The 13,519-nt window shown below is 70.9% G+C and carries 10 protein-coding genes; 5 read left to right on the top strand and 5 right to left on the bottom strand.

Going from position 1 to position 13,519, the window contains the following annotated elements:
- Window position 1: 1 nt before the first annotated feature.
- Entirely contained in the window at window positions 2-292 is a 291-nt protein-coding gene (clpS, locus tag EG812_RS12400; protein WP_013731861.1) for an ATP-dependent Clp protease adapter ClpS, read from the bottom strand.
- A gap of 115 nt (window positions 293-407) precedes the next feature.
- Window positions 408-1,865, bottom strand: coding sequence for a P-loop NTPase family protein (locus tag EG812_RS12405; RefSeq protein WP_126711618.1), 1,458 nt, complete (start codon window positions 1,863-1,865; stop codon window positions 408-410).
- 199 nt (window positions 1,866-2,064) lie between these two features.
- Here EG812_RS12405 and EG812_RS12410 point away from each other — a divergent pair, with 199 nt between their 5' ends.
- The 4 genes from EG812_RS12410 (at window position 2,065) to EG812_RS12425 (ending at window position 7,948) form a co-directional block, all read left to right on the top strand.
- Complete coding sequence (locus tag EG812_RS12410; RefSeq protein WP_199743854.1) at window positions 2,065-4,743, top strand: LuxR C-terminal-related transcriptional regulator; 2,679 nt, start codon at window positions 2,065-2,067, stop codon at window positions 4,741-4,743.
- Between the two features lie 16 nt (window positions 4,744-4,759).
- A complete protein-coding gene (locus EG812_RS12415) occupies window positions 4,760-6,046 on the top strand; it encodes a nicotinate phosphoribosyltransferase (RefSeq protein WP_013731858.1) in 1,287 nt (428 codons plus the stop codon).
- Window positions 6,047-6,059: 13 nt separating this feature from the next.
- A complete protein-coding gene (locus tag EG812_RS12420) occupies window positions 6,060-6,641 on the top strand; it encodes an isochorismatase family protein (RefSeq protein WP_013731857.1) in 582 nt (193 codons plus the stop codon).
- Window positions 6,642-6,712: 71 nt separating this feature from the next.
- Window positions 6,713-7,948, top strand: a complete 1,236-nt coding sequence (locus EG812_RS12425) for an MFS transporter (RefSeq protein WP_013731856.1) — start codon at window positions 6,713-6,715, stop codon at window positions 7,946-7,948.
- A 236-nt stretch (window positions 7,949-8,184) separates the two neighbouring features.
- Here EG812_RS12425 and ctaD read toward each other — a convergent pair whose 3' ends face one another.
- A complete protein-coding gene (ctaD, locus tag EG812_RS12430) occupies window positions 8,185-9,942 on the bottom strand; it encodes an aa3-type cytochrome oxidase subunit I (protein ID WP_013731855.1) in 1,758 nt (585 codons plus the stop codon).
- A 114-nt stretch (window positions 9,943-10,056) separates the two neighbouring features.
- Window positions 10,057-11,163: an FAD-dependent monooxygenase gene (locus EG812_RS12435; RefSeq protein WP_013731854.1), complete on the bottom strand. Its 1,107-nt coding sequence runs from the start codon at window positions 11,161-11,163 to the stop codon at window positions 10,057-10,059.
- 365 nt (window positions 11,164-11,528) lie between these two features.
- On the opposite strand from EG812_RS12435, the gene EG812_RS12440 reads away from it, so the two are divergent.
- Window positions 11,529-12,650: a glycoside hydrolase family 12 protein gene (locus EG812_RS12440; RefSeq protein WP_013731853.1), complete on the top strand. Its 1,122-nt coding sequence runs from the start codon at window positions 11,529-11,531 to the stop codon at window positions 12,648-12,650.
- A 45-nt stretch (window positions 12,651-12,695) separates the two neighbouring features.
- Here the strand turns inward: EG812_RS12440 and EG812_RS12445 are convergent, their stop codons facing one another.
- The gene (locus EG812_RS12445; RefSeq protein ID WP_013731852.1) at window positions 12,696-13,484 is read right to left on the bottom strand and encodes an aldo/keto reductase; all 789 of its coding nucleotides are present in this window, start codon (window positions 13,482-13,484) and stop codon (window positions 12,696-12,698) included.
- Window positions 13,485-13,519 lie beyond the last annotated feature (35 nt).

The raw sequence follows: 13,519 nt of genomic DNA on the forward strand, positions 1-13,519 counted from the left end.
CTCACGACCGGTCCACCGTCGCCCAGAGCCCGTACGCGTGCAACTGCGCGGCGTCGTGTTCCATGCGTTCCCGGGCGCCGCTGGAGACCACGGCCTTGCCCTTGTGGTGCACGTCCAACATCAACTGCTCGGCCTTCTCCCGGCTGTACCCGAAGAGCTTCTGGAAGACCCAGGTCACATAGCTCATCAGGTTGACCGGGTCGTCCCACACGATCGTCACCCACGGCCGGTCCGAAGCCGACACCTCGTCGGTGGCCGGAGTCTCGACCGGTGCAACCTGTGGAGCCGCCATGCCCCCCATCGTGCCACCGGATCGGCGGAACCGAGGAACCGGAACGCCGGACCGCCTTCCGGCAGCACCCGCAGGCACCCCGCCGGGGCCGCCGACGGGGTGCGCCGACGGGCGGTCAGGCGAGCAGGATGCCGTGTTCGGCAGCATCGGAGAGCACCGTGCCGAGCGAAATGCGGATCGCCTCGAAACGGCGGGCAACCTCTCGGGACAGTTCCAGTTCGATCTCGCGCAGGGCGCGCTGGGCCCAGGCCCGGGCCGCGTCCGAATCGTTGTTCGCCGGGGTACGCCAGTGCTGCCAGCAGCCACCCGACAGCGCCACCGCCACCGGCGGAAGCACCTCACTGCGGGCCGGCCCGGGATACGTCGACAGCGCGTCGATCGCGGCGGTGCCGCTCAGCCCCGCGACACCCGCGGTACTGGTGATCAGCAGCACTCGCTCCAGCTCCGGTCCGGGAGTGTGCTCGGGCATGCTCCAGGCGACGGCCTGGTAGATCCGCTGCCGGACGCCGGCCGCCAACGGCCCGCCGAAGAGCCGACCGGCGATGTCGTCGACGAGCACCCGTACGGCGTGGTCGCACTGCGCGGTGGCCAGCAGCGACAATGCCTCCATCTCACGGTCGACCAGTTGGGGCAGGCCGGCGCAGCCGCCGCCGAAGAGGATGTCCTGCACCACGCGCAGGTGCACCCTGGCCAACTCCAGCGCCAGACACTGACGGATCCGCTGGGCGGCCGCACGCGACTGCCGGTCGAGTTGTTCGGACCAGGCCCCCGGCTCCGCCACCACCGGCACCCGACCGTGCGTACCGGGCAGCTCCGGCGGCTCGCCGCTGGCGCGGCACAGCCCTTCGTCGGCGGCCCAGGCGACCATGGCCCGCTTCAGGTCGGCCGCGTCACCGTTGATGATCGGGAACCAGCGGGCGTCGGCCAGTCCCGGCACAGCGGCGAGCAGCGCGGCCCGGCACGCGTCGACGGCGGCCGGATCGATCGTGGGGTTGCCGGTGCCCGGCGTGACCGCGAAGAAGACCCGCACCGGGGTTCCTGCGATCTCGGCGAGCAGGTTCAACTCGGCGGAGCTGAAGGACTGGTCCGCCGCGATCACGAAGAGCAGGGCACCGGCCCGACCGACCGCGTCCAGCAGGAGCTGTCCGCCGGCCGGGCCCATCGTCCCGGTGTCCGGCGTGTCGACCAGGGCGAAGTGCTTCAGCAACGGCTCGGGAAGGTTCAACTCGACCCGGCGCGGCGGCCGCGCCAGGGCCGGCCCCACCGTGGGCAGGTCCACCCGGTACGAGTGCGGCTGCCGGTAGCCGGGCACGAAGGCGGCCCGGGAAGGCTGTAGGGCATGGCTTACCACCAGCCAGCTACCGGCCAGGGTGGTGAGCATGCCGGCGTCGAGTTCCAGCAGTGCGGCGAGCACCTCGGTGCGGCCGGCACCGGCCGGGCCGACGGCGATCACCGCGAGCGGCTCGCGCGGGCTGGTGGCGCTGACCCCGAGCCGTTCCGGAAACGGACCGGTGCCCGATAGGCCCGGCGTGCCGTCGGTCGTACCCAGGTGATGGAGAGGGCCCGGCTTCATCAGGCGGCGGCCTCCGTGGCAAGGCGACCGGCAGCGCCGGCCGCGTGAGCATCCGGTGGCGACATCCGGATGCCGGAAGAGTACGGCCGCCAGCGTCGCGTACGAGACAAATCGAGTACTCAGCGGTAACTGTGGCACTACTCAACTTCGCCCGGTCGGGCTACCGGTCGACGCGCAGTAACGTCGATATGCTGCGCGGATGACTCCGTGGAGGTTCGTGGGCCGCACGATGGAACTCGACCGCCTGCATGCGGCGGTGACCGGCCCTCAGGGACGGGGGATGTTCTTCACCGGCAGCGCCGGCATCGGCAAGAGTCGCCTGCTGCGGGAGGGCATGGCCGCCCTGCCCGCCGAGAGCTACGCGGTCTGGTGGATCGCGGCCAGCGCCACCACCGCGGCGATGCCCTTCGGTGGCCTGGTGCAGGTCCTTCCCGTCGAGCAACCGCAAGGGCTCTCGCCCGCCGGCATCCTGCGGTGGGCGGTCGACGTGTTGCAGCAGCAGGCCGCCGGTCGACGGATCGTGCTCGCGGTCGACGACGCGCATCTGCTGGATCCGCCGTCGGCGGCCCTGGTGCACCTGGTGGCCCGTTCCGAGAACGCCTGCGTGGTAGGCACGCTGCGCGACGGTGAGCAGATCCCGCTGCCGATCAGGGCACTGTGGACGGACGGGCTGGTCGAGCACGCCGAGCTCAGTCCACTGGCGCCGACCGAGACCGCCGGGCTGCTCGCCGCCATCCTCGGTGGCCCGGTCGACGGCGGCTCGTCGGACCGGCTGGGCCGGCTCAGCTCCGGCAATCCGCTGCTGCTGCGCGAGCTGGTGCACGCCGCCCAGGGCAGCGAGGAGCTCACCAGGCGGTACGGCATCTGGACCTGGACCGGGCGGCTGGAGCTCGCCCCCAGCCTCACGGATCTGATCGACATCCGGATCGGCCAGCTCAGCCCCGGGGTGCGCACGGTGGTCGAGTTGGTCGCCTTCGGCGAGCCGCTGGGGCTCCAACTGCTCTACCGGGCCGCCAGTCAGACCGATGTGGAGACCGCTGAGGAACGTGGGCTGATCACGATGGTCAAGTCCGACCGGCGGCTCGACGTCCGGCTGGCCCATCCGCTCTACGGCGAGGTGGTACGCCGGCAGTGCCCGGTCAGCCGGACCCGTCGGTTGCAGGCGGACCTGGCCGAGCTGTTGGAGGGGGTCGGTAAACGGCGGCGGGAGGATCTGCTGCGGGTGGCGGTCTGGCGACTGGACTCCGGCACCGCGCAGGATCCGTCGATGCTTGTCGCCGCCGCCGGGCAGGCGTTCGCCCGGTACGACGTACCGTTGGCGACCCGGCTGGCGCGGGCGGCGCTCGACGCCGACGGCGGCTTCAACGCGGCGGAGCTGCTGGCCACCATCCTGATGTTCGCCGACCGGCCGGCCGAGGCGCTCGGTGTGCTCGACGCCGTCGCTCCCGACAGCGACGACGAGGATCGGCTCAGCCGGTGGCTGACCGCCCGCGGCATGGTCAGCTACTGGGGGCTCAGTCAGGAGTCGACGGTGGAGGAGATCGCCGAGCGCGGCGCCAGCCTGACCGATCTCGCCGCGCAGGCCCGGATCCGCGCCTTCGAGGGGATCATGCGTCTGCACCGGCTGGACGCGCCGGCCGCGCTGCGGCTCGCGCAGGGCGTCCTGGACCGGCCGGCGGCCAGCACCGCCGCGCGTGAGCTGGCCCGGTGCACCATCGCCCACCTTCAGGCCGTGCAGGGTCAGCTGTGCCGCAGCGCCACGGCGGTGGACCTGGTCCAGGCGAAGGCGGCCAGTTGGCGGGCGGACATGCCGTACCTGCAACTCGCGGTGGAGCTGGCTCGGGGCACCCGGCTGGCGCTCTCCGGCGACCTGGCCGGCATCGACCGGCTGGTCGCGGACGAGTTCGCCGACCTGGCCGACGCGGGTGACTTCCGGCTCGGCAGCGGATATCTGGCGATCCTGCGGGCGTACGCGGCACGGCTGCGCGGGCGCAGCGACACCGCCCTGCAGGCCGCGCTCGGCGCCTGCGCGATCCTGGCTACCAGCCGGGTGTACGCCGGACTGGCCCAGGCCGAGCGGGCGCAGGCCGCCGCCCTGCGCGGTGACGCCCGGCAGGCGGCCGAGGCGATGGCCGAGGCCGACCGGATCCACGCGCCGAACATGGCGGTGCTGTACCCGTGGCTGGAGCAGGCCCGGGCGGCGGCGCTCGCCGTCGGCGGTGACCTGCCCGCAGCCGTGGCACACCTGCACGACCTGGTCGGTCGGTTGCGTGCCGACGGTTTCACCGGGCACGAGGTGCTGGCCCTGCACGACCTGGTACGCCTCGGCGAGGCCGGCGCGGCGACCGGCCCGACCTGTTCCGACGACAACCGCCGTACCGTCGCCCAGCGGTTGGCCGAGTTGTCGGAACGGGTCGACGGGGATCTTCCCCCGCTGCTGGCCCGGCATGCGCGGGCGGCTGTCGAGGGCTCACCCGAGCAGTTGCTCTCGGTCGCCGACAACTTCATGGATCTGGGGCTGGCCCTGCCGGCCGCGGAGGCCGCCGCAGGGGCCGTGCACCTGCTGCGGCAGCGCCGCTCGCCGGACATCGCCGTGGCCAGCGAGCGGCTCGCCGTCCTGCTCGGCTGCTGCGACCTGGTGCAGACCCCGGCCCTGCGGGCGGCCACGCCGGTGCTGACCGAGCGGGAGTGGCAGGTGGCCCGACTGGCGGCGGACGGCGAAACCAGCCGGGCCATCGCCGAACAACTCTTCCTTTCCGCCCGGACGGTGGAGAACCACCTGCAGCGGGTGTACACCAAGCTCGGACTCAACGGTCGTGCGGAGTTGAAGGCGGCATTGCGGACGATCCCGGGGCACGACGGCACGACAAGCACCTGAACTCTAGGCTGAGGGCGTGCACACCCTTCGTCCCGCGCTGTTGACCGACCACTACGAGCTGACCATGGTCAGTGCCGCCCTGCGGGACGGCACAGCGCACCGCCACTGCGTCTTCGAGGTGTTCAGTCGCCGGTTGCCCGCCGGACGTCGCTACGGCGTGGTCGCCGGCACCGCGCGGCTGATGGAGCTGATCCGCGAGTTCCGCTTCGACCCGGCCGAGATCGACTTCTTGCGGCGTACCGGCGTGGTGGACGAGCCGGCCGCCGCGTGGCTGGCCGACTACCGGTTCACCGGCGACATCGACGGGTACGCCGAGGGTGAGTTGTTCTTCCCCGGGTCGCCCATCCTCACCGTCTCCGGCACCTTCGCCGAGTGCGTGGTGTTGGAGACGGTGGTGCTGTCGGTGCTCAACCACGACTGCGCGGTGGCGGCCGCCGCGGCCCGGATGGTGACCGCGGCCCGAGGTCGCGCCCTGATCGAGATGGGGTCCCGCCGGGCGCACGAGGAGGCCGCGGTGGCGGCGGCCCGGGCGGCGTACCTGGCCGGGTTCCAGTTCACCTCCAACCTGGCCGCCGGTCAGCGGTACGGCATCCCCACCGCCGGCACCGCCGCGCACGCGTTCACCCTGCTGCACGACGACGAGCGGACCGCGTTCGCCTCGCAGGTCGCCACGCTGGGCAGCCAGACCACGCTGCTGGTCGACACGTACGACATCAGTCAGGGCATCCGCAACGCGATCGAGGTGGCCGGGCCGGAGCTACGGGCGGTCCGGATCGACTCCGGTGACCTGGCGGTGATCGCCCAGCAGTCTCGGGAGTTGCTGGACTCGCTCGGCGCCACCGAAACCAAGATCATCGTCTCGGGTGACCTCGACGAGTACGCCATCGCCGCGCTGGCCGCCGAGCCGGTCGACATGTACGGTGCCGGCACCTCGGTGGTGACCGGCTCCGGCGCGCCCACCGCCGGCCTGGTCTACAAGCTGGTCGAGGTCGAGGGACGTCCGGTGGTGAAGCGCTCCGAGCAGAAGGCCACCATCGGCGGGCGCAAGGTCGCCGTACGCCGGCACAAGCCGACCGGCACCGCCACCGAGGAGATCATCGTCCCGCAGGGCGTGCCGGACCGGCACCCGAACGACCGGCTGCTGCAACGGTCGTACCTGACCGGCGGCGAGGCGGTGGCCCTGCCGACGCTTGACGAGTCGCGGGATCACCTGCGGCAGTGCCTGATCTCCATCCCGTGGGAGGGACTGAAGCTTTCCGCAGGTGACCCGGCCATTCCGGTCACCGTGGTACCGACCGAGTAAGAGGAGCAGGTCCATGGCCAACGCCCTGATCATCGTTGACGTGCAGAAGGACTTCTGCGAGGGCGGCTCACTCGCCGTCGCCGGCGGCGCGGGGGTGGCCGCCGGGATCTCCCGGTTGCTGGCCAGCGAGCCGCACCGCTGGGATCACGTGGTGGCGACGAAGGATTACCACGTCGATCCCGGCGCGCACTTCGGCGATCCGCCGGACTTCGTGAGCACCTGGCCACAGCACTGCGTGGTCGGCACCCCCGGTTCGGAGTTCCACCCCGAGTTGGCCACCGACCGGGTGGAGGCCATCTTTCACAAGGGCGAGTACGCCGCCGCGTACTCCGGTTTCGAGGGCCATGCCGGGGACGGCGAGACTCTGGCCGACTGGTTGCGCCGGCACCAGGTCGACTCGGTCGACGTGGTCGGCATCGCCACCGACCACTGCGTACGCGCCACCGCCCTGGACGCCGCGCAGGAGGGCTTCGCCACCACCGTGCTGCTCGACCTGACCGCCGCCGTCGCTCCGGACACCCTCGACGTCGCGCTGCGGGCGTTCGAGGGGGCCGGGATCACCACGCACGGCACCCCTGTGATCAGAGCCGCATGACGCGCTAATTCGTTGGCGATCGCCGCCGCGCAGGTCGAGGATGACCGGCGGAGGTACGGACCGACGTGAACATGAAGCCTTACCGGGAGGCGCTCGCCCTGCCCGGTCTGCGGTCGCTGCTGCTGGTGGCGATCCTGGCCCGGGTGCCGTTGACCGCGACCGGGATCACGCTGACGTTCTACGTCGTACAGGATCTGGGGCGCGGCTACGGCGCGGCCGGGCTGGTCGGCGCGGCGATCACCGTCGGCGCGGCGATCGGTGCTCCGCTGCTCGGCCGGCTGGTGGACCGCCGTGGCTTGCGGCCCGTCCTGGTCCTCACCGTGGTGGCCGAGGCGATCTTCTGGTCCACCGCGCCGATGCTCTCGTACGCCCTGCTGCTGCCCGCCGCGTTCCTGGCCGGCCTGCTGGCACTGCCGATCTTCTCGGTGATCCGGCAGTCCATCGCCGCGCTGGTGCCGGTGGCGAAACGACGCCCGGCGTACGCGCTGGACTCCATGTCGGTCGAGCTGTCCTTCATGATCGGCCCGGCGCTCGCCACGGTCGGCGTCACCACCATCTCGGCCCGTCTCACGCTCTACCTGGTCGGCGCCGGCATCGTCGTCTCCGGTGCCGTGCTGTGGCTGCTCAACCCCCCGGTACGCAGCGCAAGCGAGACGACCAGCGGACCGCAGCCGAGGCTGGCCCGCCGGCAGTGGCTCACCTCCCGGATGATCGCCGTCTTCGCGGTGAGCGCCGCGGCCACCCTGGTCCTCGGCGGCACCGACGTGGCGGTCATCGCCGCACTGCGGGAGAACGACGACACCGCCTTCACCGGCGTGGTGCTCGCGGTCTGGGCAATCGCCTCGCTGGTGGGCGGCTTCGCCTACGGCGCCGCCCGCCGCTCCTTCTCACCGGTCGCGCTGATCGGCCTGCTGGGCCTGCTCACCATCCCGGTCGGGCTGGGCGGTTCACACTGGTGGCTGCTCGCTCTGGCGCTGATCCCCGCCGGCGTGCTCTGCGCACCGACCCTCGCCTCCACCTCCGACGCGGTCAGCCGACTCGCTCCAGCGAGCGTCCGCGGCGAGGCGATGGGCCTGCACGGTTCCGCGGTCACCCTCGGCATGGCCGTGGGCGCCCCACTGTCCGGCGCGGTCATCGACGCCTCCAGCCCGCTGTGGGGCTTCGCCGTCATCGGCGCGATCGGCACCCTGGTGACCCTCGCCGTACTCCCCGTCGAACTACGCCACCGCCGCGACGACGCCGCCGCGCTCACCACCGCCACCACCGACAAGAACACCCCGCAGCCCCTCACCCCCACCTCCGCCTGACCACCCGCCCTGACGCCCACACTCGGAAGGGCTGACGCGCTGGGGGCGAGGCGTGCGGAGAGCGAGGTGCCGGGAGCCAGGCGTCCCCGGGGGGCGAGGTGCGGGAGCCAGGGGTCCCTGGAGGGCGAGCGTCCGGAGGGGGAGGGCGTCCGGCGAGGTGTCGGGGGGAGGGCAGGCAAACAGGAACGGACGCCGCGCCCTGGTGGGGGCGGCGCCCGTTCTGCGGGGTACGGAGGTCAGCGGCGGTCGATGTCGCTGGCCACGTCCTCGGTGTAGCTGGCGCCACCGTCGGACTCGCTGGTCAGGGGCTTGGAACCACCCTCGGGCGGGCCGGCGATGGTCTGGCCGGCCGCCAGCTCGGGGAACTTCGCGTCGAAGGCGGGGCGCTCGGAGCGGATCCGCGGCATCCGGTCGAAGTTGCGCAGCGGGGGCGGGGAGCTGGTCGCCCACTCCAGCGAGTTGCCGTGGCCCCACGGGTCGTCGACCTCGACCACCGGGCCGGCCTTGTAGGCCTTCCAGCAGTTGTAGAGGAACGGCAGCGTGGAGATACCGGTGATGAACGCGCCGATCGTGGAGACCATGTTCAGCGTCGTCCAGCCGTCGATGGCCTGGTAGTCGGCGTAGCGGCGGGGCATGCCCTCGTTGCCCAGCCAGTGCTGCACCAGGAACGTGGTGTGGAAGCCGATCATGGTCAGCCAGAAGTGAATCTTGGCGAGGCGCTCGTCGAGCATCCGGCCGAACATCTTCGGGAACCAGAAGTAGATGCCGGCGAAGACCGCGAACACGATCGTGCCGAAGAGCACGTAGTGGAAGTGCGCCACCACGAAGTACGAGTCGTGCAGGTGGAAGTCCAGCGGCGGGGCGGCCAGCAGAACGCCGGTCAGACCACCGAAGAGGAACGTCACCAGGAAGCCGATGGACCAGAGCATCGGCGACTCGAAGCTGATCTGGCCCCGCCACATGGTGCCGATCCAGTTGAAGAACTTCATACCGGTCGGCACGGCGATCAGGTAGCTCAGGAAGCTGAAGAACGGCAGCAGCACCTGGCCGGTGGCGAACATGTGGTGCGCCCACACGCTCATCGACAGGCCGGCGATGGCGATGGTCGCGGCGACCAGGCCCTTGTAGCCGAAGATCGGCTTGCGGGAGAAGACCGGGATGATCTCGCTGATGATGCCGAAGAACGGCAGCGCGATGATGTAGACCTCGGGGTGCCCGAAGAACCAGAACAGGTGCTGCCAGAGCATCGGCCCACCGGTGTCCGGGCTGTAGACCTGGGCACCGAGCAGACGGTCGGCGGCGAGTGCGAACAGCGCGGCGGCCAGCAGCGGGAAGACCAGGATCACCAGGAGGCTGGTGACCAGCATGTTCCAGGTGAAGATCGGCATCCGGAACATGGTCATGCCGGGGGCGCGCAGGGTCAGGATCGTGGTGATCAGGTTGACCGCGCCGAGGATGGTGCCCAGACCGGAGATGGCCAGACCCATCACCCACATGTTCCCGCCGACGCCCGGGGCGTGTTCGGTGGTGCTCAGCGGGGTGTACGCGGTCCAGCCGAAGTCGGCCGCTCCGCCCGGGGTGAGGAAGCCGGCGGTGGCCATGGTCCCGCCGAACAGGTACAGCCAGTACGCGAAGCTGTTCAACCGCGGGAACGACACGTCCGGCGCGCCGATCTGGATCGGCACGATGTAGTTACCGAACGCGAACACGATGGGCGTCGCGAAGAACAGCAACATGATCGTGCCGTGCATGGTGAACAGCTGGTTGTACTGCTCGGGCGACAGGAACTGCAGCCCGGGCCGGGCCAGCTCGGCCCGCATGATCAGGGCCATCAGACCACCGATCATGAAGAACACGAACGCGGTGACCATGTACATGATCCCGATTTGCTTCGCGTCCGTGGTCCGCAGCATCCGCGCGATGGCCGACCCCTTGACCGGCTCCCGGACCGGCCAGGGCCGGGTCACGACCGGCTTGGGTGCGACGGTGGTCACGAGTGGCCTCCGGTTCTGGGTTGTCCCGCTCGGCACGCTGTCGGGGCGGCCGTCATCCGCAAGGAGGATAGTCCCCGGCAGGTGGCAGCGCCGCGTGGGGTCACCGGGCGTGGATCACAGGGGGCCCAGTAGCAACCGATAGTGCTCGCCGAAGATGCGGTCGCCGCGTCCGCGCAGCAGCGGATCGCGCAGCGCGGGCGGCACGTCGCGGGTGCGGTTGCGGTCGCGGGTCCGGTCCCGCACCCATCGGGTACGCGGCCGGCGGCGACTCTCGTACGCAGTGAGCGCGGCCTCCACGCTGTTCGCGGCGTGCAGCGACTCGGCGAGCACCACCGCGTCCTCCAGCGCCATCGCCGCCCCCTGGGACAGGGTCGGTGCGGTCGCGTGGGCAGCATCACCCACCAGCAGCACCCGACCCCGGTACCAGCGCCCGAGTTCGACCTCGTCGGTGGTCGTGACGTGCACCTGGTCGAGTGCGTCGAGCACCTCCGGCACCGGCCCGCCGTAGTCACCGAACAGCTCCACCAGCCGAGCCCGGGGGTCCGCCGGCACCTCGGTGCCGGCCTCGTCGGCGTAGCAGTGCAATCGGCCGGCGCCGATCGGCACCACGAGGAAGCCGCTGCGCTGCCCGAGCAGCGCAGTCCACTCGTCGACCGCCGGGCCGTCGCGCACGATGCTGCGGTACACCACCTGCCCGGCGGGTCGGGGCGGGCCGCCGAGGGCCGCCAGAGCGCGGATCGAGGACCGTGGCCCGTCCGCGCCGATCACCAGGTCGTACTCCGACCAGGTGCCGTCGACGAAGGTGACGCCGACGCTTGTGGGCAGCAGGTCGATGCTGCACACCTCGGCGCCGTGCCGGACCGCGCCGCCGGCTCCGCTGAGCAACACCCGGTGCAGGTCGCAGCGGGACAGTGCCCGGCACTCGCCGACCTCGGCCCACAGCGCGTCGAGATCAACCTCACAGAGCGGCAGCCCGGCCGCGTCGAGGAAGCGTTGCCGGTGGATGACCTGACCGAAGGGGCGGACCGGACCGTCGAGATCCAGCCGCTGCAGCGCCCGGGCGGCGTTGCCGGGAAGGTAGAGACCGCCGTCGTCGAGCTCGTTCGATGGCGCCTTGTCGGTGACATCCGGCCGGAAGCCGGCCAGGCGCAAGGCCCGGGCCACGGAGAGACCGGCGATGCCTGCGCCGACGACAAGGATGCGCAGGGGGGAGCCACGCATGGGGGTGTACGCCTCCCGGAGGGGGTTCGGAACGCGTCGGAGGCAAGACACTACTCGGCGCAATCGCCGCACACCAGAGGCAATCGGATTCACCACCGGCGCCCACCGATGGGCCACGCCGCCCTTCAGACCCCTCCCGATCCGACCAAGGGGCAGCGGCGACGCACCGCTCGGGCGACGCCTGACACACCTCACTTTCCACCTCATTCTCCCTCGTCGGTTGCGCCAATTGGTCGAGGGATGTAAATGTGACGATGAAGATGGGAGCGCTCCCGGTCCCCACCACCCGTCCGCGTTCCCCCACCACTTCCGTCCGCACCTCCCGTCCCCGGCGTTTCTGCGACGCCGCAGCGCAAGGAGCACTCATGAGACGTACCCTGCGAGCCCTCGCGGCCGCCGGCCTGCTCGCCGCGAGTTCGGTCGTCGCCGTGGCTCTCGGCGGCACCGCCGCCGCCGACACGGTGATCTGCGAGCAGTACGGCAGCACCGTGATCCAGAACCGCTACGTGGTGCAGAACAACAAGTGGGGCACCACCGCCCAGCAGTGCATCAACGTCACCAGCAACGGCTTCGAGATCACCACCCAGAACGGCAGCAACCCGACAAACGGCGCCCCGACGGCGTACCCGTCGGTCTTCCTGGGCTGCCACTACACGAACTGCTCCCCCGGCACCAACCTGCCGATCCAGGTCAGCCAGATCAGCAGCGCGACAAGCAGCATCAACTACCGGTACGTGAGCAACGCCATCTACAACGCCTCGTACGACATCTGGCTGGACCCGTCGCCCAAGCGGGACGGGGTGAACCAGATGGAGATCATGATCTGGCTGAACCGGCAGGGCTCGATCCAGCCCATCGGCTCCCCGGTCGGCAACGCCAACATCGACGGGCGCAACTGGGAGGTCTGGCGGGGCAACAACGGCGGCAACAACGTCATCTCGTACGTGGCCCCGTCGGCGATCAGCAGCGCGAACCTCAACCTGCTGGCCTTCATCAACGACACCCGTAACCGCGGTGCGATCACCAACTCCTGGTACCTGACCAGCATCCAGGCCGGCTTCGAGCCGTGGCAGGGTGGCGCCGGGCTGGCGGTGACCAACTTCTCGGCCGCGGTCAACGGCGGCGGCAACAACCCGCCGCCCACCACCACGCCCCCGCCGTCGGGTTCGGGCGCCTGCGCGGTGAAGTACACGGCCAACTCGTGGAACAACGGTTTCACCGCCGACGTGCAGATCACCAACACCGGGTCGAGCACCATCAACGGCTGGACGCTGGCGTACTCGCTGCCGTCCGGTCAGCAGGTGACCAACTCCTGGAACGCCACGGTGAGCCAGAGCGGATCGTCGGTGACCGCCCGCAACGTCGGCCACAACGGCACGATCCCGCCCGGCGGTACGGCCAGCTTCGGCTACCAGGGCACCCTGAACGGGGCGTACGCCAACCCCACCAGCTTCACCCTCAACGGCACCGCCTGCTCGCGCTCCTGACCAGACCGGCCGGGGGTGCGGCGGTTGCCGCGCCCCCGGCACGGTTCAGACCGTGCCGAGGGCGTCGATGTCGCGCATCTCCTCGGCGGTCAGCGAGAAACCGAAGACGTCCGCGTTGGCCCGGATCCGCTCCGGGGTCACCGACTTCGGGATGGCCACGATCTCGTGGTCGAGGTGCCAACGCAGCACCACCTGGGCCGGCGAGACGTCGTGCGCCGCGGCGATCCGGACCAGCACCGGATCGGACAGGTCGCTGGTCTTGAACGGGCTGTATCCCTCCAGCACCACCCCACGGTCCCGGTGCTCGATGTGCCGCTGCCGGTCGTACAGGAACGGGCTCCACTTGATCTGGTTGACCGCCGGGTTCTCCTCGGTGGCCTGGATCAGCTCGTCGATCTGCCCGGTGCTGAAGTTGCTCACGCCCACCGCGCGGGCCAGCCCTTCGTCGCGCGCGGCAAGCATCTCCCGCCAGACCGGGATCAGCGCTCCCGGCTCACTCGGCGGCCAGTGCACCAGCCAGAGGTCGACGTGGTCGACGCCGAGGGCACGCAGACTCTCCTCGATGGTCCGCCGTTCCTGGCCGACGCGCTCGGGCGGCAGTTTGGTGGTGAGGAAGACGTCCTCTCGACGCAGCCCACTCTCCCGGACGGCCCGGCCGACCTCCTCCTCGTTGCCGTACATGGTGGCGGTGTCGATGTGCCGGTAGCCGGCGTCGAGCGCGGCGAGGACGGCCTTGAAGGCGGTTTCGCCGGTCGCCTGCCAGGTGCCGAAGCCGAGCAGGGGGATCCGGACGTCGCCGGGGAGAAGTGCGGTGGGCTGGTGAGCATGCTCCATACTGCCCGTTTTACCCCTGATTGTGCATACTTCGC

The organism is Verrucosispora sp. FIM060022 (genome assembly GCF_003977705.1).
Classification (GTDB): Bacteria; Actinomycetota; Actinomycetes; order Mycobacteriales; family Micromonosporaceae; genus Micromonospora; species Micromonospora gifhornensis.

Bases quoted from the DNA above. Each gene is read 5' to 3' on its own strand.
- clpS (WP_013731861.1), bottom strand. From the start codon at position 292: ATGGCGGCTCCACAGGTTGCACCGGTCGAGACTCCGGCCACCGACGAG.
- EG812_RS12405 (WP_126711618.1), bottom strand. From the start codon at position 1,865: ATGAAGCCGGGCCCTCTCCATCACCTGGGTACGACCGACGGCACGCCG.
- EG812_RS12410 (WP_199743854.1), top strand. From the start codon at position 2,065: ATGACTCCGTGGAGGTTCGTGGGCCGCACGATGGAACTCGACCGCCTG.
- EG812_RS12420 (WP_013731857.1), top strand. From the start codon at position 6,060: ATGGCCAACGCCCTGATCATCGTTGACGTGCAGAAGGACTTCTGCGAG.
- EG812_RS12425 (WP_013731856.1), top strand. From the start codon at position 6,713: ATGAAGCCTTACCGGGAGGCGCTCGCCCTGCCCGGTCTGCGGTCGCTG.
- EG812_RS12435 (WP_013731854.1), bottom strand. From the start codon at position 11,163: ATGCGTGGCTCCCCCCTGCGCATCCTTGTCGTCGGCGCAGGCATCGCC.
- EG812_RS12440 (WP_013731853.1), top strand. From the start codon at position 11,529: ATGAGACGTACCCTGCGAGCCCTCGCGGCCGCCGGCCTGCTCGCCGCG.
- EG812_RS12445 (WP_013731852.1), bottom strand. From the start codon at position 13,484: ATGGAGCATGCTCACCAGCCCACCGCACTTCTCCCCGGCGACGTCCGG.